Annotated in this window: 10 protein-coding genes and 1 pseudogene; 8 read left to right on the top strand and 3 right to left on the bottom strand. The window is 73.5% G+C overall.

Annotated features, from left to right (window positions below; all coding sequences use genetic code 11):
- The first annotated feature begins 61 nt into the window (after positions 1–61).
- A complete protein-coding gene (locus AB0J68_RS01910) occupies positions 62–1,222 on the top strand; it encodes an acyl-CoA dehydrogenase family protein (RefSeq protein ID WP_363935489.1) in 1,161 nt (386 codons plus the stop codon).
- Between the two features lie 32 nt (positions 1,223–1,254).
- A complete protein-coding gene (locus AB0J68_RS01905; protein WP_363935486.1) occupies positions 1,255–2,328 on the top strand; it encodes an acyl-CoA dehydrogenase family protein in 1,074 nt (357 codons plus the stop codon).
- Between the two features lie 63 nt (positions 2,329–2,391).
- Here the strand turns inward: AB0J68_RS01905 and AB0J68_RS01900 are convergent, their stop codons facing one another.
- The gene (locus AB0J68_RS01900; RefSeq protein WP_354860756.1) at positions 2,392–2,787 is read right to left on the bottom strand and encodes a VOC family protein; all 396 of its coding nucleotides are present in this window, start codon (positions 2,785–2,787) and stop codon (positions 2,392–2,394) included.
- A gap of 79 nt (positions 2,788–2,866) precedes the next feature.
- On the opposite strand from AB0J68_RS01900, the gene AB0J68_RS01895 reads away from it, so the two are divergent.
- Positions 2,867–4,396: a GMC family oxidoreductase N-terminal domain-containing protein gene (locus tag AB0J68_RS01895; RefSeq protein WP_363935483.1), complete on the top strand. Its 1,530-nt coding sequence runs from the start codon at positions 2,867–2,869 to the stop codon at positions 4,394–4,396.
- Here AB0J68_RS01895 and AB0J68_RS01890 read toward each other — a convergent pair.
- On the bottom strand, positions 4,393–5,673 hold the full coding sequence (locus AB0J68_RS01890) for a condensation domain-containing protein (protein ID WP_363935481.1): 1,281 nt from the start codon (positions 5,671–5,673) through the stop codon (positions 4,393–4,395). The two genes, AB0J68_RS01895 and AB0J68_RS01890, sit on opposite strands and share 4 nt — an antisense overlap.
- Before the next feature lie 78 nt (positions 5,674–5,751).
- Here AB0J68_RS01890 and AB0J68_RS01885 point away from each other — a divergent pair, with 78 nt between their 5' ends.
- Both AB0J68_RS01885 and AB0J68_RS01880 read left to right on the top strand, forming a co-directional pair.
- A complete protein-coding gene (locus AB0J68_RS01885; RefSeq protein ID WP_354860751.1) occupies positions 5,752–6,720 on the top strand; it encodes a ferritin-like domain-containing protein in 969 nt (322 codons plus the stop codon).
- A 16-nt stretch (positions 6,721–6,736) separates the two neighbouring features.
- Positions 6,737–13,159, top strand: coding sequence for an amino acid adenylation domain-containing protein (locus AB0J68_RS01880; protein WP_363935479.1), 6,423 nt, complete (start codon positions 6,737–6,739; stop codon positions 13,157–13,159).
- Between the two features lie 35 nt (positions 13,160–13,194).
- On the opposite strand, the gene AB0J68_RS01875 is transcribed toward AB0J68_RS01880, so the two are convergent.
- Complete coding sequence (locus AB0J68_RS01875; RefSeq protein WP_354860748.1) at positions 13,195–14,349, bottom strand: transposase; 1,155 nt, start codon at positions 14,347–14,349, stop codon at positions 13,195–13,197.
- A gap of 125 nt (positions 14,350–14,474) precedes the next feature.
- Between AB0J68_RS01875 and AB0J68_RS01870 the strand changes: the two are divergent.
- From AB0J68_RS01870 to AB0J68_RS01860, 3 genes and pseudogenes are all read left to right on the top strand, one after another.
- Positions 14,475–14,642 (top strand): annotated as a pseudogene (locus AB0J68_RS01870) (transposase); the annotation flags it as partial.
- A 42-nt stretch (positions 14,643–14,684) separates the two neighbouring features.
- Positions 14,685–19,712: an amino acid adenylation domain-containing protein gene (locus tag AB0J68_RS01865; protein ID WP_363935477.1), complete on the top strand. Its 5,028-nt coding sequence runs from the start codon at positions 14,685–14,687 to the stop codon at positions 19,710–19,712.
- A 1-nt stretch (position 19,713) separates the two neighbouring features.
- A partial coding sequence (locus AB0J68_RS01860) for an NAD(P)H-binding protein (protein ID WP_363935476.1) occupies positions 19,714–20,401 on the top strand: 688 nt, incomplete at its 3' end.

Below are 20,401 nucleotides of genomic sequence, written 5' to 3'. Positions count from 1 at the left end.
GTCGGGACGCGTGAAAACAAGATACTGCAGATCAAAACCAGATACGAGTACGATGCGGCGCATGGATCTGCGTGACAGCGCCGAGGAGGCCGAGTTCCGGGCGGGCCTGCGTGCCTGGTTGGCGGACGCGGTGCCGGTGACCGCCGGCCCGGACGGGGCGCCGCCGCAGGGCCGGTGGGGCGACATCGAGGCGGTGCGGTCGTTCACCCGCGCGCTGCACGCCGCCGGGTACGCGGGCCTGACCTGGCCGGCCGAGCACGGCGGGCGCGGGTTGTCCCCGGCCTACCAGGCGATCTACCTGGAGGAGACAGCCCGGGCCGAGGCCGCCGAGCACATCGGAGTCATCGGCCTGGGCATGGTCGGGCCGACCATCATCGCCTGCGGGTCGCCCGAGCAGCGCGCCTGGTATCTACCGCGCATCCTCACCGGGGACATCATCTTCTGTCAGGGCTTCTCCGAGCCGGAGGCCGGCAGCGACCTGTCCGCCGTGCGGACGCTCGCGCGCCGCGACGGCGACGAGCTGGTGGTGACCGGGCGCAAGGTGTGGTCGTCGTACGCGCACCTCGCCGACCACTGCCTGCTGCTGGCGCGCACCGACCCCGAGCAGCGCCGCCACCGCGGGCTGACCTGCCTGCTGGTGGACCTGCGCTCGGCCGGCGTCACGGTGCGCCCGATCCGCCAGATGACCGGCGAGGCCGAGTTCGCCGAGATCGAGTTCGACGAGGTGCGGGTGCCGCTCGACGCGGTGGTCGGTGCGCTCGACGACGGGTGGCGGGTCGCGATGACCACTCTCGCCCACGAGCGGGGCACCTTCGGGTTCACCCTGACCGCTCGGCTGGACGTGGCGTTCCGCCGGCTGGTCGCGACCGCGAAGGCCCGCGGCCGCGACACCGACCCGGTCGTACGCGACCAGCTCGCCGCCCGCTACGTCGAGTTGGAGGGTCTGCGTTGGACCAACCGGCGGGGGTTGGCCGCGCTGGCGCGTACCGGGGTGCCCGGCCCGGAGACGTCGGTGATCAAGCTGCGCTGGTCGCAGGCGCACCAACGGCTCACCACCCTCGCCGTGCAGCTGCTCGGCGACGACGCCGAACCGGACGGCTGGGACCCCTATTGGCGGCACCAGATGTTGCGCAGCCGCGCCAACACCATCGAGGGCGGCACCTCCGAGGTGCTGCGCAACCTGGTCGCCGAGCGCGTACTGGGCCTGCCCCGGTCGTACTGACCGCCGACTCGCCCACGACGAGGGGAGACCTCATGGACTTCGCACTGACCGGTGAGCAGGAGGCGCTGCGGGACACTGCGGCGAAGTACCTCGCCGACGACCGGGCCACCGACGACGGCCAGGCGTGGGCCGAGGTCACCGACCTGGGCTGGCTCGACGCGGAGCTGGGCACCGTCGAGCTGGCGCTGCTCGCCGAACGGATGGGCTGGGCGCGCAGCCCGTTACCCTGGTGGGCCACCGTGGGCCTGGCCGGCCCGGCACTGCGAGCGGCGGGCCGGCCGGTCGCCGCTCCCGCGACGCTGGCCTGGGCGTGGGCGAACGGCCCCGGCACCCTCGCCGAGGCGGTGGCCGCCGCCCGCCGACCAACAGGCGCACGCTCGTCGACGGACGCCCCGGGTGTCGGCTGCGCCGTCGCGGCCGACGGGACGTTGACCGGCCGCGCGGTCCGCGTGCCACACGCGCTCGACGCGGTGGACCTGGTGGTGGCCGCGACCGGGGCGTACGGGGTGGAGCTGCGCCTGGTCGACGCGTCGGCGGTGCAGGCGACGCCGGGCGGTGCCGGTGGGCAGGCGCTCGATGAGAGCCGGCCCGTCTCGACGGTGGAGCTGACCGGCGTACCCTCGACGCTCCTCGTGGCCGCGGACGCCGCCGCCGACGTGCTCGCGCTGACCCGGCGGCGGGCCCTGGCGCTGCTCGCCGCCGAGGCCGTCGGCGTGGCGGCGAGGGCGCTGACCTGGGCCAGCGGGTACGCCGCCACCCGCACCCAGTTCGGAGCGCCGATCGGCGCCAACCAGGCGGTCGCGCACCCCCTCGCCGAGTGCTACGGCCAGGTCGAGATGGCCCGGTCGCTGGCCTACCGGGCCGCGTGGGCGGTCGACGCCGAGCCGGGCCGGGTCGCCGACCAGGCCGTGCTCACGGCCAGCGTGGCCGCCCGGGAGGCCGCGATGACCGCCTGCGAGGTGGCCATCCAGACCTACGGCGGCAGCGGCTTCACGTGGGAGCAGCCGCTGCACCACTGGTACCGCCGGGCGTGGTGGCTGGCGACCTTCGACGGCACGGTCGCCGACACCCGGGCCGAACTGGCCGGCCTGTTGCTGGACGACTGACCCGGCCGCAGGCGCGCGGGTCCGGCCCACGCCGCCCGCGCGTCGGGGATCAGCCGTCGGTGGTCAGGACGAGCCGGGTCGGTAGGAGCCGAAGCTCCACAGGTTGCCCTCGGCGTCGCGGACCGAATAGCCCTGGCCGCCGTAGTCCTCGTCGCGGAGCTTCTGCACGACCTCGGCGCCGGCGGCGACGACCCGTTCATAGTGCGCCGCCACGTCGTCGAGCACCACGTAGGTCGCGGCGGGCCCGGTGTCCAGAACGAGCCGGCCGTCACTGCCGTCCGTCTGCGAACCGAGCATGACCATGCCGTTGCCCCAGGTCAGTTGCGCGTGACTGATGGAGTCGTCCGGGCCGGGGACGACCAGCTCCGCGCGGAAACCGACGACGTCGACCAGCCACCGGATGGCGGCCGGCGCGTCTCGGTAGCGCAGGGTGGGGATGACTTCCGGGCCTCTGCTCATACCCGAGAGTCTAATGAAGAATCGCGGATAGCACATGTGATGCGTCCTGGCATGTCGTGTGTTCGGCTACGCTGAGCCCATGCTTCGCTACGATTTCGTGGTCGTCGGCGCGGGCGCGGCCGGCGCGGTGCTCGCGGCCCGCCTGAGCGAGGACCCGGGCCGCTCGGTGTTGCTGCTGGAGGCGGGCCCCGACCTCGTCGGGGCCGCGGTGCCCGAGGCGTTGCGGACCGGCTCGGTGGAGGCCGAGGACGGCTTCGACTGGCCCCTGCGGGCGACCGTCGTCGCCGGGCGGGAGGCGCCGCTGCGGCGCGGCCGGGTGGTCGGCGGCTCCACGCAGATCAACGACCGGGGCGCGATGCGGGCCCCGGCCGCCGACTTCGTCTCCTGGGGCGCCCGCGGCCTGCCGGAGTGGGACTGGCCGGCGGTGCTCCCGGCGTTTCGGCGCTTGGAGGCCGACCAGCAGTTCGGCGACCGTGACCACCACGGCGCCGACGGGCCCGTACCGATCACCCGGTGGCCGCGCGGTGAGCTGACGCCGGCGATGGACGGCTTCCTGCAGGCCACGCTCGGCCTGGGCCACGACTACCAGGAGGACATGAACGCCCCCGACGCCGTGGGCATCGGGATGTACCCGCAGAACCGGCGCGACCGGCTGCGGATGTCCACCGCCCTCACCCACCTCGACCCGGCCCGGTCGCGGTCCAATCTGGTCGTTCGCGGCGACGCCGAGGTCGAGCGGGTGCTGCTCGACGACGGGCGGGCGGTGGGTGTGCAGGTCGCGGGGGAGCGGATCGACGCCGGGGAGGTCATCCTCTGCGCCGGCTCGCCGTACACTCCGGCTCTGCTGCTGCGCTCGGGGATCGGCCCCGCCGACGAGCTGCGCGCCGCCGGCGTCACGCCGTTCGTCGACCTGCCCGGCGTGGGCGCGGACGTGATCGATCAGCCCGGCGCGATCATCCTGGTGGTCCCCGAGCCGGAGACGATCGGCGGCGACTGGCCGCGTACGCAGCTCATCGCGCGGCTCGCCGGCATCCCGGGCCACGCGGCCGACCAGGCGTTCTACCTGAGCCTGTTCACCGGCATGAGCACGTCGCGGGGCGCCGGCGCGGGTCTGGACCGGATCATCGGCGTCGACCAGGTCAACACCGTGATGATCGGCGACATGGCGATGGCCTCGCGCGGACGCATCTCGGTGCGCGACGCCGACGGGGCGAGCCCACCCGTGGTCGACCTCGGGTTCTACACCGCCGAGGGTGACCTGGCCCGGATGCGCGACGCGTACCGGCACGCGTGGGAGATCGCCAACCAGGCCGCCTTCACCAAGACCGTCGCCCGGTTCGCGCTCGTCGACGACGCGGTGGTGGGCGACGACGAGCAGCTCAACCATCTGCTGCGCGCCACCACGTACAGCCGGTTGAACCTGGTCGGCGGCGCGCGGATGGGCGCGGCGGACGACCCGGGCGCGGTCGTCGACGGGCGGTGCCGGGTACGCGGCGTGGCCAACCTGCGGGTCGTCGACGCCAGCATCGTTCCGGTGCCGCTGCGCGCTCCGGCCGCGTTGACCAGCATCATGATCGGCGAACGCGGGGCCGAGCTGATCGCGGGCTAGCGTCGCGGCAGCGCCGACAGCGCGACGGCGGGGTTGCCCACCACCGCCCGCGCCACGGAGACGTAGCCGTCGAGCAGGCGTACGGCGTCGGCCGGGGCCAGCCGTGGCGTGTGGAACAGCACCACCCGCAGGCCGTCGCCGCGCGGGGCGAGCGCCAGCTCGGTGCCGAAGCGGCTTCCGATCGCCTCGGGGACGAGCAACTCGAACTCGGTGTCGCCGACGCGTACGCGGTGTGACAGCTCGGCCATCATCTGGAACACCACGTCGTCGACCCGGCCGCCCAGGTTGGCGCTGCCGGTGGCGACGGCCTGGTAGGGCTGCTCCTGGTTGGCGAACGCGGCGGCGGTGGTCGCGTGGGTCGCCTGGAGCAGGGCCGCGAAGGTGGCGAACGGCGGCAGCCGGGTGCGCAGCACCACCATGTTGGCGCAGAACCCGACGGTGCGTTGGCTCTCCGGCCGGGCACGGTTGGCGAACAGCGAGGCGACGGCGAGGTCACCCTGCCCGGTGACCCGGTGCAGGACGGCGTAGTAGACGGCCAGGGCCACGGTGAACAGCGTCGTGCGGTGTCGCCGGGCCAGGGCGCGCAGCCCGTCGGCGACGTCGGCGTCGAGGTCCCGGGCCAGCACGCCCGGGCTGGCGTCCGGGGGCGGCTCGCGATACGGCAGGCGCGGCAACCGCAGCCCGGTCAGCTGACCGCGCCAGAACTCGCGTTGCCGGTCCAGCTCCGTGCCGGCCAGCCGACCCTCCTGCCAGGCCACGAACTGCGGGTACTGCCAGCGCACCGGGGGCAGCGCGGCCTGCGCGTCGGCGTAGAGGGTGCGCAGCTCCTCGAAGAGCAGCCCGCACGACCACGCGTCGGTGACCAGATGGTGCATGGTGAAGCACACGGTCACCTCGCGGTCGCTGACCCGCCAGGCGGTGGCCCGGGTCGGCCACTGTGTCACGTCCACCCGGGTGGCCAGCTCGGTGGTGACGGCGTCGTCGGCGGCGGTGTGCGGATCCGGCTCGCCGCGCAGGTCGACCACCCGCAGCTCGACGGGTCGCGGATCGTGCACGAGCTGGGACAGCCGTGGTCCGCGACCCACGACCGTGGTCCGCAGCGCCTCGTGCCGCGCGGTCAACGCGGTGAGCGCCCGTTCCAGCGCGGTCAGGTCGACCGCGCCGCCGCTGAGGCGGCACAGCAGCGGGCAGTTCAACGCCCCGTGGTCCGCCCGGTAGTGCTCGATGATGCCGAGCAGCCGCTGTCCCACGGAGGCCGGTACGGGTCGGGGGGCCACGCCACGACGGTACCGCTCGTCGTTGTATCTGTCATCAAGGGTCTGGCATCTTGTGTTGTCTCTCGGTACCTTGGGCGCATGTCTGGTCTGTCGGTGACCACCCCCGTGCGTGCGCAGCTGACGTGGCACTACGAGTCCGAGATGCCCCGGGTCCTCTCCCTGTACGAACGGGCCAAGAGCGCACAGTGGAACGCCAGCACGGATGTCGACTGGTCGATCGAGGTGCCGTTCGGTGAGCCGCTGCCCGACGACTCCGCGTTCGCCATGGCGTCGTTTGAGGCGTCCCCGCTGGCGCGGCGCGGCCGTGGAATGTGGGACACGTTCCGCTGGGAGCTCCAGTCGTGGATGGTGAGCCAGTTCCTGCACGGTGAGCAGGGCGCGCTGGTGGTCGCCGCGCGCCTGGTCGAGGTGGTGCCCGACCTCGACAGCAAGTACTACGCCGCGAGTCAGGCCGCCGACGAGGCCCGGCACGTCGAGGCGTTCTCCCGCTACCTGCGCGAGAAGGTGCCGCATCCGTACCCGATCAACCCGGCGCTGTCCGAGCTGATCGAGGACCTGCTCTCCGACTCCCGGTGGGACATCACCGCGCTGGGTATGCAGATCGTGGTCGAGGCCCTGGCGATGGCCGCGTTCCGGCTCGCCAACAGCACCTTCCACGACCGCCTCATCTGCGACATCACCCGCCTCGTAGCCCGCGACGAGGCCCGGCACGTGTCGTTCGGGGTGCTGTCGCTGGAGGGCATCTACCGCGAGATGACCAGCGCCGAACTGGCCGACCGCGAGGAGATGGTGCTCGACTCGGCGAGTCTCATGCGCCGCCGGTTCCTGCTCGAGGACGTCTGGGACCGCATCGAGGTCGACCGGGGCGAGGGCGTCGACTTCGCCGCGCACAACGAGCTGATGATCAAGTATCGGCAGGCCATCTTCGCCCGCGTGGTCACCGCGCTGGCCAACATCGGCCTGCTGACTCCCCGGGTCCGCGACGGCCTGGAGCGGCTGGACCTCATCGGGTTCGCCGACCGCTCGATCCGCGTTCCCCGCGCCTGAGGAGTCGGGAGGAGACATGCCAGTGCCGACCACGCTGACCCTCGACGGCATGTGCGACGACGTCGCGTCGCTGCTCGACGAGCCGGTGTCACCCGACGAGGATCTGCTGGAGCGCGGCCTCGACTCGATCGGGCTGATGCGGCTCGCCGCCCGCTGGGCCGGCGCGGGTCTCACCTTCGCCCAACTCATCGAGCTGCGCACCGTCCGACAGTGGCACGCGCTGGCCCACCCGGCGTCGCCCGTCGACGAGCCGGCCGCCGTCGCCGACGACGAGGTGACGGTCGACCCGGACGAGCCGTTCGCCCTGGCGACCATGCAGCACGCGTACTGGGTCGGGCGGGCCGGTGAGCAGGCCCTCGGCGGTGTGGGGGCGCACTTCTACAACGAGTTCGACGGCCGTCAGGTGGACCCGGACCGGCTGGACCGGGCCGTCCGAGCCCTGGTGCGCCGCCACGACATGCTGCGCGCCCGCTTCCTCGACGACGGCCGGCAGCAGATCACCCCGGACGGCGCGTGGCCCGGCCTGACCGTGCACGACCTGCGTGACCTGCCGGCGTACGAGCGGGACCGGCGGCTCGCCGATCTGCGCGCCACCCTCTCGCACCGCACCCTGCGGGTGGACCGGGGCGAGGTGTTCGACGTCCAGCTCTGCCTGCTGCCCGACGGGGCGAGCCGGGTGCACGTGGAGATCGAGATGCTGGTCGCCGACGCGCACAGCTTCCGGGTGCTCCTCGGCGACCTCGCCCATCTCTACCGCCGGCCCGACGAACCGCTGCCGCCCATCGGCTACAGCTATCCCCAGTATCTGGCCACCCACGAGCGGCGTCGGGCCGACGCCCGCGAGGCCGCGGCCGGCTACTGGCGCCAACGGGTGCCCGACCTGCCCGGCGGGCCCGACCTGCCGGTGGCAGTGGCCCCGGAGCGGGTCAGCGGGCACCAGGTGGTCCGCCACCACCACTGGCTCTCCGGCGCCGACCGGGACCGGCTCGCCGCCCGCGCGCGCGAGCACGGCGTCACCCTGTCGATGGTGTTCCTGACGGCCTTCGCCGAGGCCCTGGCCGCCTGGAGCAGCCGGCAACGCTTCCTGCTCAACCTGCCGCTGTACGACCGGACGCCGTACCACGCGGACGTGCCGTTGCTCAGTGGGGACTTCACCAACCTGCTGCTGCTGGAGGTCGACGCCACCGACGAGGTGCCGTTCGTCGACAGGGCCCGCCGCCTGGGCGAGCAGTTCGCCCGGGACGTGGCGCACAGCGCGTACTCCGGAGTGGACGTGCTGCGCGACCTGGCCCGCGCCCGCTCCGACCGGGCCGTGCTCGCCCCGGTGGTGTTCACCAGCGCGCTCAGCCTCGGCGACCTCTTCGGCGCGGACGTGCGGGAGTGCTTCGGCGACCCGGTGTGGACGTCGTCGCAGACCCCGCAGGTGTGGCTGGACAACCAGGTCACCGAGCGTGAGGGGGGCCTGTACCTCAACTGGGACGTGGTGGCGGAGCTGTTCGGACCGGGTGTGTCGGAGGCGATGTTCGCCGCGTACGTCCGGCTGCTGGGCGGCCTGATCGACGGCCACTGGGCCGCGTCGCCGGGCGACCTGCTGCCGCAGGAGCAGCGGGCGGTGCGTGAGCGGGTGAACGCGACGGCCGCGCCGATCACGCCCGGCCTGCTGCACGACGGGTTCTTCGACACCGCGGCCCGGGAGCCGGCTCGGGTGGCGTTGTGCGGTGACGGTGTAGTGGTGTCCTACGGGGAGCTGGCCGCTCGGGCGTTGACGCTGGCCGGGGCGCTGGCGCGGGCCGGGGTCGCGCCCGGTGACGCGGTGGGCGTGTGCCTGCCCAAGGGCGTCGACCAGATCGTCGCGGTGCTGGGAGTGCTCGCCGCCGGTGGCGTGTACGTGCCGGTCGGCATCGACCAACCCGCCGCCCGGCGCGGCCGGATCTGGCAGCGGGCCGGCGTCAGGGCGGTCGTCGGCGCGGACGGGCTCGACCCGGCCGGTGACGGCGGCCCGCCCCTGGACGGCTGCGTTCCCGGGGACGCGGCGTCGCTGGCGTACGTCATCTTCACCTCCGGCTCCACGGGCGAGCCCAAGGGCGTCGAGGTGCCGCACTCCGCCGCCGGCACCACCATCGAGGCCATCCGCCAGCGGTTCGACATCAGCGCGGACGACCGGGTCCTCGCCGTGTCGGCGCTGGACTTCGACCTGTCGGTGTTCGACATCTTCGCCCTGCTCGGCGTCGGCGGCGCGGTGGTGCTGATCGGCGAGGAGCAGCGACGCGACGCGAACGCCTGGCGTCGGCTCGTCGACACGCACCGGGTCACCGTCTGGCAGTCGGTCCCCGCGCTGCTGGACATGCTGCTGACCGCCGCCGAGGCCGACGGCGGGCTGGACCACCTCCGGCTCGCCCTGCTCGGCGGCGACTGGGTCGGCCTGGATCTGCGCGACCGCCTGGTGGCGCTGCGCCCGGACGCCCGGCTCGTCGCCCTGGGCGGCACCACCGAGACCGCCATCCACTCGACCGTCTTCGAGGTCGGTGCGGTGCCGGCGCACTGGCGGTCCATCCCGTACGGGGTTCCGCTGCCCAACCAGCGCTGTCGCGTGGTGGACGGGCGGGGGCGGGACTGCCCGGACTGGGTGGTGGGGGAGTTGTGGATCGGTGGGGCGGGGGTGGCGGCCGGCTACCGGGGAGATCCGGAGCGCACCGCGCAGCGGTTCGTGACCCATGACGGGGTGCGCTGGTATCGCACGGGTGACCTGGGCCGGTACTGGCCGGACGGGACGCTGGAGTTCCTGGGCCGGGCGGACTTCCAGGTCAAGATCCGGGGTCATCGCATCGAGTTGGGTGAGGTCGAGGCCGCGCTACTGGATTGCCCCGGCGTGCGCGAGGCCGTGGTGGTGGCCGTGGGCACCAGCACCCGCCGGCTCGCCGCCGCGGTCGTACCCGAGGCGTCCGACGTGGACCCGGAGGCCGTACGGGCGTTCGTCGTGGACCGGCTGCCCGCGTACATGGTGCCCGAGCACGTCGCCGTGCTCGACGCGCTGCCTTTGAGCGGCAACGGCAAGATCGACCGGCCGGCGTTGGCACGACGGCTCGCCGAGGGCGCCGGCCGGTTCACGGCGGTCGAGCCGCCCGTCGGGCCGGTCGAGACGGCGTTGGCCACCCTCTGGGCCGAGCTGCTCGGCGTGCCGACCGTCGGTCGCGCCGACAGCTTCTTCACCCTCGGCGGGGACAGTCTGCTCGCCACCCGCCTGCTCGGGCGGATGCGCTCGGCCGGGCTGGCCGGCGGACAACTGCGCCGCCTCTTCGCCGAGCCGACGCTCGCCGGGTTCGCCGCCGGGGTACGCCTCGACACGGGCGCCACGCTGACCGGGACCTTCGTGGCCGACCCGGCGCACCGCCACGAGCCGTTCCCGGCGACCGACGTGCAGCGGGCGTACTGGATGGGTCGCAGCGGCGACTTCGCCCTCGGTGAGGTCGGCTCCCACTGGTACTGGGAATTCGACGGCGAGGACGTGGACCTCGACCGGCTCACCGCGGCCTGGAACCGCCTCGTTCGCCGACACGAGATGCTGCGGGCCGTCTTCGACCCCGACGGACGCCAACGCGTCCAACCCGAGGTGCCCGAGGTGACCATCGACGTCGGCGAGGGCGAGGCCGCGCTCACCGACCTGCGCGAACGGCTGTCCCACCGGATCGCCGACCCGACCCGCTGGCCGCTGGTCGCCATCGAGGCCGTCCGGTACGGCGAGCGCCGCGTCCGGCTGGCGTTCAGCTTCGACTACATCGTGCTCGACGCCCTCAGCATCGTGACCGTCTTCGCCGAGCTGTCCGCCCTCTACGCCGACCTCGACGCGCCGCTGCGCCCGATCGGCGTGTCGTTTCGCGACTACGTCCTCACCGCCCGGCCCGACGAGGCGACAGTCGAGGCCGACCAGCGCTACTGGTCGGCGCAGGCCGCGGAGCTGCCCCCCGCGCCGCGGTTACCGCTCGCCGTCGACCCGGACCGGGTGCGCGCCCCCCGCTTCGTCCGCCACGCGGCGCGGCTCGGTCCCGCCGAGTGGACCGCCCTGGTCGGCGCCGCCCGCGCCCACGGGGTGAGCCCGGCCGCCGTGCTCGCCACCGCGTACGCCGAGGTGCTGTCGGCCTTCAGCGCGCGGCCGGACCTCACCCTCAACCTGACCCTCTTCGACCGCCGCGAGGTGCACCCCGACATCGACCACGTGCTCGGCGACTTCACCTCGCTGCTGCTCGTCCCGCACCGCCCCGGCGCGGCCGACGACTTCCTGACCGTGGTACGCCGCCTCCAGGAGCGCATGTGGGACGGCATGGAGCACAACGCCGTCTCCGCCATCTGGGTGCTGCGGGAGATCGCGCGGCGCACCGGCGCCCCCGCCGCCATGCCTGTCGTCTTCACCAGCGCACTTGGCATCAGCGACGAACTGGTGAGCATGTCCCTACCGTTCGGCGAGCAGATCTGGGGCGCCTCGCAGACCCCGCAGGTGTGGCTGGACAACCAGGTCATGGAACGCGACGGTGGCCTGAGCATCAACTGGGACGTGGTGGCGGAGCTGTTCCCGCCCGACGTGGCGGAGACGATGTTCGCCGCGTACGTCGAGCTGCTGACCACCCTCGCGGCCGGGAACTGGGCGCGGCCCGTGCCGGTCGGGCTTCCCGCCGGGCAGCGGGCGGTGCGTGAGCGGGTGAACGCGACCGCCGCGCCGATCACGCCCGGCCTGCTGCATGACGGGTTTTTCGACTGGGCGGCCCGGGAGCCGGCTCGGGTGGCGTTGCGCGGTGACGGGGTAGCGGTGTCCTACGGGGACCTGGCGGGAAGAGCGTTGACGCTGGCGGGGGCTCTGTCGCGGGCCGGGGTCGCGTCGGGTGACGCGGTGGGCGTGTGCCTGCCCAAGGGCGTCGACCAGATCGTCGCGGTGCTGGCTGTGCTCGCCGCCGGTGGCGTGTACGTGCCGGTCGGCGTCGACCAGCCGGTGGTCCGCCGGGAGCGGATCCTCACCCGCGCCGACGTGAAGACGGTCGTCGGCGCGGACGGGCTCGACCCGGCCGGCGACGGCGGCCCCGCCCTCGACGGCTGCGTCCCGGTGGAGCCGGCGTCACTGGCGTACGTCATCTTCACCTCCGGCTCGACGGGCGAGCCCAAGGGCGTGGAGGTGTCCCACGCGGCGGCCGGCAACACCATCGCGGCGGTCAACGACCGGCTTCGCCTCGGCCCGGACGACCGGGTCCTCGCCGTGTCGGCGCTGGACTTCGACCTCTCGGTGTACGACATCTTCGCCCTGCTCGGCGTCGGCGGCGCGGTGGTGCTCGTCGAGGAGGGGCAGCGACGCGACGCCCGCGCCTGGCTGCGGCTCGTCCGCGAGCACGACGTCACCATCTGGAACACCGTGCCCGCCCTGCTCGACATGCTGCTCACCGCGGCCGGCGACGAACCGCTCGGCGCGTTGCGGCACGCCCTGGTCTCCGGTGACTGGGTCGGCCTGGACCTGCGTGACCGGCTGGTCGCCCGCCGACCGGACGCCCGACTGACCGCCCTCGGCGGCGCCACCGAGGCGGGCATCTGGTCCAACGTGTTCGAGGTCGACGAGGTGCCGGCGTACTGGCGGTCCATCCCGTACGGCTTCCCGCTGCCCAACCAGCGCTACCGGGTCGTCGACGGGCGGGGGCGCGACTGTCCCGACTGGGTGGTCGGGGAGTTGTGGATCGGCGGGGCCGGGGTGGCGGCCGGCTACCGGGGAGATCCGGAGCGCACCGCGCAGCGGTTCGTGACGTATGACGGGATGCGTTGGTATCGCACGGGTGACCTGGGCCGGTACTGGCCGGACGGGACCCTGGAGTTCCTGGGCCGGGCGGACTTCCAGGTCAAGATCCGCGGTCATCGCATCGAGTTGGGTGAGGTCGAGGCCGCCCTGACCGACTGCCCCGGAGTGCGCGAAGCCGTCGTGGTGGCCGTGGGCACCAACACCCGCCGGCTCGCCGCAGCCGTCGTGCCCGAGCCGGGCGTCACCCTCGACCCGGACGCCACCGGCGCGTTCGTCGTCGACCGGCTGCCCGCGTACATGGTGCCCGAGCACGTCGCCGTGCTCGACGCGCTGCCGCTGAGCGCCAACGGCAAGATCGACCGGGGAGCGGTGGCCACCCTGCTCGCCAGCGGAGACAGCGGACCGGCCGACGAGCCACCCCACGCCGGCCTGGAGAGCGACCTCGGCGCGCTCTGGGCGGAGCTGCTGAACTGCCCCGTTCCCGGCCGCACCCGCAACTTCTTCAGCCTCGGCGGGGACAGCCTGCTCGCCACCCGCCTGCTGGCGGTGCTGCGCGAACGCTACGGCGTCGACCTGCCGATGCGGGGGCTGCTCGACCGACCAACCATCGCGGACCTGGCCACCGCCGTGCAGCACGCCGCCGGCACGTACGAGGAAGGCGCGATTTAACGCTTCCCCAAGGATGAATCCAGGGGATTCCCGGCTCAGACCGCATTCGACCCCGTACCTCGAAAGGAGGTGATCGCATGTCTGACGTCGTCAGCACCGGCACGGTCGCGCTCTACCGTGGCGAGGATCGTCCTCGCGGCGTTCGCGTCGCGGCAAGCGGTGAAACCGCAGGCCGCGCACTCGAAGACTCTGACGTTCAACCCGATGCGCTGCTTGGCTCTCGCCGCGCACGAGGAGCACGTCATGGTCGTGTAGGCGGGCGGAACGAGCACCACCTTCCGGCCCGCCCGCGTGCCCTGCTGGATCAGTTCCCGCTTTGCCGCGCCGATCGCGGCGTCAGCGGCCTTACGTGCCATCGTGGACCTGGCCAGGAACGTCGGTTTGAAATCCTCCACGGCGATCACCTGATGGTGGTCGACGACCCGTTTCGCCCACTGCCGGGAGTCGTGGCTGTTCTGCCGGGCGGCCTTCTTGTGCAGCTTCGCCGCCGCGCGCTTGGCCCTGCGGTAGCCGTTGGACTGTCCGTGCCCACCGGATCGGCGGCGACGGGACATCTTCCGCTGCGCTTTGGCCAGTTCGGCGGCGCACCGCCTGCGATGCCCGAGGTGCGGCAGGTCGAATCGCGCATCGGTGGTTGTGGCGGTGGTCTTCACGCCCCAGTCAACCCCGATTACCCCGGACGCCTCGGGCGCGGCGGCGGCCTCGCGGCGGACGACGAACGACGCGTACCAGTGCCCCAGGCTGTCTTGGTAGACGCGCACGCTGGTCGGCGGAGACGGCAGATCCCGCGACCAAACGACTGGCACGGTGACACCACGGGCAAGGCGCAACCGCCCGTCGGCGATGGTGAAGCCGCGCAGGGTGTATTCCATGCTGGGCAACGACCGTTTGCGGGTCTTCACCGTCGGCAGCCCACGCCCTTTGACACTGAACGACTGGCGCAACGAGGCCGCGTAGGTACGAAGGGTCTGTTGCTGGGCGACCTGCGAGCCGTCGCGCAGCCACGCGTTTCGCGCGCGGGCTTCAGTGAGCATCTTGGACAGGCCGCCGAAGGTGGGCTTCGCGCCGATCTTCTGCTGGTGCACTGCCTCGTTCCACAGGAATCGGCAGCGACCCCATTCGGCGAGCAGCGCGGCCGTCGCGGTCGCGCCGGGACGCAGCCGGTAAGTGTAACGCACTACCTCCAGCACGGAATTCACTCTAGAACACGACGTCGCCTGGTGCCGGTGTGGATGAGGTCAGATCCAGCGACAATGCCATCCACCTGCGGGTTGTCCACGACGCGCAGTACGGCATCGATTGACTCGTCAAGCATGTCGAGGTCAAGTCATCGCGACTTCTGCGGCAGGAATCTCCGCATTTCAAAGTCAGGCTTCCGGATTTCTGGATCAAGGGCTACTTCATCGCCACAAACGGTGCCGCGACCTCGGAGGTGGTCAAGCGCTATGAGGGAAACCAACATAACGCCGAAAGTGATCCCTAACCTCACCACCGCCCACGCCGGGAGCTACTCGGGGTCGGCCATATGAACGGGCAGGACCTCATCGCCGAGCTGGCGCAGGTCGGTGTGCAGCTCTGGGAGGAAGACGGCCAGCTCCGCTTCCGGGCCCCCACCGGCGTTCTCACCGACCAGCGCCGCGCCGCGCTACGCGAGCACCGGGAGCAGGTGCTGGCCGTGCTGCGCGACGCCGCCGCGCCCACCGCGGTGCCGCACCCCGAGCAGCGGTACGAGCCGTTCCCGCTCACCGACGTGCAGAGCGCGTACCTGCTCGGGCGGGGCGACTCGTTCGCGTACGGCGGGGTCGGCTGCCACGGCTACGGCGAGCTGACGTTTCCTGAGCTGGACGTGGACCGGCTGGAACGCGCCTGGCACGAGGTCGTCGCTCGGCACGACATGCTGCGGGCCGTCGTCAACCGCGACGGCTCCCAGCAGGTACGTCCCGACGTGCCGGCGTACCGCATCGAGGTGCGCGACGCCGACGCGGCCGGCTTCGCCGAGGCGGTGGCCGCCACCCGGGCGGAGCTGGACCACCGCCGCTACGACCCGCAGCAGTGGCCGCTGTTCGCGTTGCGGGTGACCCGCGGCCCGCACCGCAGCGTCCTGCACTTCTCGATCGATTTCCTGATCTGCGACTTCGTCAGCATCAACATCCTGCTCGACGAGCTGGGCCGCCGCTACGCCGGTGAGCCGCCCACCGACGAGCTGACGCTGACGTTCCGCGATCACCTGCTGGCCACCGAACCGCTGCGCGGCGGCCCCCGCCACGACTCGGACCGGGACTGGTGGCTGGCCCGGCTCGACGACCTGCCTGCGGCGCCGGAGCTGCCGCTGCGCGGTGACGCCACGGCCGCGCCGCCCCGCTTCCGTCGCCTCGACCTGCGGCTCGACCCGACCGAGTGGGCCGGGTTGCGCCAGCGCGCCGGGCAGCACGGCGTCAGCCCGTCGGGCGCGGTGCTCGCCGCGTACGTCGAGGTGATCGCCGCGTGGAGCGTGCACCCGCGCTTCACCGTCGACGTCACCCTGCTCAACCGGACGCCGACGCACCCGCAGGTGGACCGGATCGTCGGCGACTTCACCTCGGTCAGCCTGCTCGCCGTGGAGCAGAGCCCGGACGCGCCGGTGCAGGAGCGGGCCAAGCGCATCCAGGCGCAGCTCTGGTCCGACCTGGACCACCGCCGGTTCTCCGGCGTCGACGTCGTCCGCGAGCTGGCCCGCCGTCGGGGCGCCGACGCCGCGCTGATGCCCATCGTCTTCACCAGCGCCATCGGGCTGGGCGGCGACACCGGCGTGGAGGGCTTCGGCGAGCTGGGGTACGGCATCAGCCAGACCCCGCAGGTCTGGATCGACTGCCAGAACATCGAACGCTCGGGTGGGCTGGCCACCAACTGGGACGTCCGCGAGGGCGTCTTCCCCGACGGTGTGGTCGACGAGATGTTCGCCGCGTACACCGCGTTGCTGCGCCGGCTGGCAGCCACCGACGAGGCGTGGGAGGAGCTGGCCCCGGTGGCGCTGCCCGAGGCGAGCGCCCGTCGCCGCGCCGAGGTCAACGACACCGCCGCGCCGCTGCCCGACGGGCTGCTGCACGAGGGGGTGCTCGCCCAGGCGCTGCGAACCCCGGACCGGGTGGCCGTGGTGGCCGCCGACGGCACCCTCACCTACCGGCAGCTCACCGGCCGTGCCACGGCGGTGGCCGCACGGCTGGCCGAGGCCGGCTGCCGGCCCGGTGACCTGGTCGCGGTGGTCGCCGACAAGGGCTGGCGGCAGGTGGTCGCGGTGTTCGGCGTCCTGCTGGCCGGTGGGGCGTACGTGCCGGTCGACACGAACCAGCCGCCCGCCCGCCGCGACCTGATCCTCGAGGGCGCAGGTGTCCGGCACGTCCTCACCGAGGCCGACCGGGTGGACGGCCACTGGCCGGCGCGGGTGACGCCGATCGCGGTGGACGACCTCGACGGGCCCGCGCCGACGGCAGTGCCGGCCCGCGCGGTCGGCCCGGACGACCGCGCGTACGTCATCCACACCTCCGGGTCGACCGGCACCCCGAAGGGCGTGGTGATCACCCACCGGGCGGCCCTGAACACCGTGGCCGACATCAACACCCGGTTCGACGTGACGCCGGACGACCGCGTCCTCGGCCTGGCCAGTCTGGGCTTCGACCTGTCCGTCTACGACCTGTTCGGCCCGCCGGCGGTCGGCGCGGCGCTGGTGCTGCCCGCGCCGCAGCGCCGGGGCGACCCGACCCACTGGGCGGAGCTGGTGGCCGAGAACGAGGTCACCATCTGGAACTCGGTGCCGGCGCAGGTGCAGATGCTCGCCGACTATCTCGCGGCCGCGCCGATGGTCCGGGTCCCTTCGTTGCGGCTGGCCCTGCTCAGCGGCGACTGGATTCCGGTCACCCTGCCGGACCAGATCCGCGACCTCGTCCCCGGTCTGGCGGTGGTCAGCCTCGGCGGCGCGACCGAGGCCGCCATCTGGTCGATCATCCACCCGATCGGCCGGGTCGACCCATCCTGGCGCAGCATCCCGTACGGGGTGCCGCTGACCAACCAGACCTGGCACGTCCGCGACGCGGCGCTGCGGCCTCGCCCGGACTGGGTCGCCGGCGAGCTGTACATCGGCGGGGCCGGGCTGGCGCTGGGCTACCTCGGCGACGAGGCGCGCACCGCCGAGCGGTTCGTCACCGACCCGTCCAGCGGCGAGCGGTTGTACCGCACCGGTGACCTGGGCCGCTACCTGCCCGACGGCACGATCGAGTTCCTCGGCCGGGAGGACTTCCAGGTCAAGATCCGCGGCCACCGGATCGAGCTGGCCGAGGTCGAGTCGGCGTTGCTGGCGCACCCGGGCGTGGGCGGGGCGATCGCGGTGGTCGACGGCGACCGTCCACTGGAGCGGCGGCTGGCCGCCGTCGTGCAGCCTGCCGCCGTCGAGCCCGGCCCCGGGCAGCCGGTCGACCCGGCCGGGCCCACCGCGGCCGGGTCGGCGCTCGTCGCCGGGACCGACCTGGGCGCGTACGAGGCGTACCTGCACGAGCTGGACCAGCTCGGCCTCGCCGCCATGCTGGACACGCTGCGCGCCGCGGGTCTCGCGCTCGACGACCGCCCGCACCGCCTGGCCGAGGTGTACGCGGCCACCCGCGTCGCACCCCGGCACCGCCGGCTGCTGCGCCGCTGGCTGCGGGCGCTGACCGACAGCGGGGTGCTGCGCCACGACGACGACGGTTACCGGCTGGTCAGCGGGCCACCGCCGGCCGCGCGGGCCTGGGACGCGGTGGCCGAGCGGGCGGCGGCGGTCGGGGAGTCCCCCGAGCTGGTCCGCTACTTCCAGGCCAGCGCCGCGGCGCTGCCGGCGCTGCTGCGCGGCGACGAGGACCCCCTCGCGCTGCTCTTTCCCGGTGGTGAGCTGGAGGTGTCGGACAACCTCTACGCCGACGCCCTGTTCAACAGGTGGGCCAACGCGGTCGCGGCGGAGACCGTCCGGGCGCTGGCCGAGCGGCTGGACGGGCCGGTGCGGATCGTCGAGGTCGGCGCCGGGTCCGGCGGTACGACCGCTGCGGTGCTCGACGCACTGGACGGCCTCGACGTCGACTACCTCTACACCGACCTGTCGGCGTTCTTCCTCGGCGCCGGCCGGCAACGCTTCGCCGACCGGCCGGGGCTGCGTTTCGCGCAGCTCGACCTCGACGCCGACCTGGCCGGGCAGGGGATGGCGCCGAACAGCGCCGACATCGTGATCGCCGGCGACGTCCTGCACGCCACCCGGGACGTACCGGCCACGCTGGCCCGGCTGCGCGGACTGCTCGCCCCCGGCGGCCACCTGGTGCTGCTGGAGATGACCCGGGAGCACTACCAGATCATGACGTCGCTGGAGCTGCTGGTGCGGCTCGACGACGACCTGGGCGACTTCGCCGACCTGCGCCACGGCACCGACCGCACGTTTCTCACCGGCGACGAGTGGCGCAGCCTGCTCGCCGCCGCCGGGGCGTCGCCCGTACTCGACCTGCCGCCGGCCGCCGACCCGATGGCCGGGCTCGGCATGCGCATCATCGCCGCGCGGGTGAAGGCCGACCGGCGACGGGTGGTGCCCGACGAGCTGCGGGCGCACCTGACCGACCGGCTGCCCGACTACATGATCCCGAGCGTGCTGCAGGTGGTCGACGAGCTGCCCCGCACGGCCAACGGCAAGCTCGACCGGGCGGCCGTACGCCGGCTGGTGGCGGCCACGACGGCCGGTCCCGAGGCGACCGCCGCGGCCCCGCTCACCGAGTTGGAGGAGCAGATCGCGGCCGTCTGGGCCGACGTGCTGCGGGTGGAACGGGTCGGGCGGGACGCGGACTTCTTCGCCCTCGGCGGTGACTCGCTGCTCGCCGCGAAACTCGCCGGTCAGCTCGCCGAGCGGGTGCCGGCCGCCGCCGACGTGTTCTTCGACGAGTTGCTGCGCCGGATCCTGGAGCACCCGACCGTCGCCGACCTGGCCGATCACCTGGCCGCCGTCGGCGGCGTCCGGCCCGACGAGGAGCCGGCCGTCAGCGACACCGGCGAGGTGGTGACGCTGGCCGGCGAGGGCCCGCCTCGCTACGTGCTGGTGCACGACGGCAGCGGCGGCCTCGACGGGTACGCCGGGCTGGCCGAGCGGCTGGCCGCCACCGGGGCCGTGTGCGGGATCGTCGACGGTGGCCTGCACCGCTACGCGGGTCTCGACCCGGTGCCGCTTGTGCAACGCCTCTCCGCCGACTACACGACCGCGCTGGCCGAGCACGTGTCGGCCGGGGAGCTGGTGCTGGTGGGGCGGGGTGCGGCCGGGGTGCTGGCGTTGGAGCTGGCCCGGCAGCTCACCGAGTCCGGGGTGGACGTCGCCACCCTGGTGATCGCCGACCCGGTCGACGGCGACGGCTACGGCAGTTCCCCGTACGCGGGTGACGTCACATTGCTGTGCGCGGCGGAGCCGGACCCGACGAGCGTCGACTGGTGGCGCGACGTGTGCCTGGGCGAGCTGACCGTGCGACGGGTGCCGGACGATCCGGGCGAGTGGGCCGGTCCGATCGCCGGGGACGGCTGACGTGGCCGCGACGGTCGCCCTGGTGGGCGCCACCGGCGGGGTGGGCCGGCACGCCCTGGCTCACCTGCTGGCCTGGGGCGTGGACGTCGTACGCGCCGGCGCCCGCGAGCCGGGCCGACTCGACGGCGACAACCCGCGGGTCCAGCTGCGCGCGGTGGACGTCACCGACCCGGCGAGCCTGGACGCGTTCTGCGCCGGCTGCCACACAGTCGTCAACTGCGCCGGGCCGGCGGCCTCGATCGGTGACACGGTGGCCCGCGCGGCGGCCCGCTGCGGCGCCGGCTACGTCGACGCGGCCGGCGACGACCCGCTGCACGCGGCGGTGTCCGCCCTGCCCGGGGCCGCCGACCGGGTCGCGGTGCTCTCCGCCGGTCTGATGCCCGGCCTGTCCGGGCTGCTCCCCGCCCACCTCGCCGCGCAGACGCCGGGGGCGCGGCGGATGACCGGGTACGTCGGGGGCCGCGACGGGTTCACGCCCGGCGCCGCCCTGGACTTCCTCGCCGCCGGCACCGCCGAGTACGGCGAGCCGTCGGCCGCGTGGCGCGACGGCGCGCGACGCAGCCGCGCCCTCGCCGCCCGGACGGATGTGCCGGTGCCGTTCTTCGACGAGCCGGTGCTGTTGCAGCCGTACCTCAGCACCGAGACCGAGCGGGTCGCCCGCCGGCTCGGCCTGACCGACGTCGACTGGT

The organism is Micromonospora sp. NPDC049580 (genome assembly GCF_040675595.1).
GTDB lineage: Bacteria > Actinomycetota > Actinomycetes > Mycobacteriales > Micromonosporaceae > Micromonospora.
This window is presented reverse-complemented; position numbering and strand designations above follow the sequence as displayed.

What these genes read in the sequence shown, in the direction of transcription:
- AB0J68_RS01905 (WP_363935486.1), top strand. Translation starts at nt 1,255, where the DNA reads ATGGACTTCGCACTGACCGGTGAGCAGGAGGCGCTGCGGGACACTGCG.
- AB0J68_RS01880 (WP_363935479.1), top strand. Translation starts at nt 6,737, where the DNA reads ATGCCAGTGCCGACCACGCTGACCCTCGACGGCATGTGCGACGACGTC.
- AB0J68_RS01900 (WP_354860756.1), bottom strand. Translation starts at nt 2,787, where the DNA reads ATGAGCAGAGGCCCGGAAGTCATCCCCACCCTGCGCTACCGAGACGCG.
- AB0J68_RS01885 (WP_354860751.1), top strand. Translation starts at nt 5,752, where the DNA reads ATGTCTGGTCTGTCGGTGACCACCCCCGTGCGTGCGCAGCTGACGTGG.
- AB0J68_RS01910 (WP_363935489.1), top strand. Translation starts at nt 62, where the DNA reads ATGGATCTGCGTGACAGCGCCGAGGAGGCCGAGTTCCGGGCGGGCCTG.
- AB0J68_RS01895 (WP_363935483.1), top strand. Translation starts at nt 2,867, where the DNA reads ATGCTTCGCTACGATTTCGTGGTCGTCGGCGCGGGCGCGGCCGGCGCG.
- AB0J68_RS01865 (WP_363935477.1), top strand. Translation starts at nt 14,685, where the DNA reads ATGAACGGGCAGGACCTCATCGCCGAGCTGGCGCAGGTCGGTGTGCAG.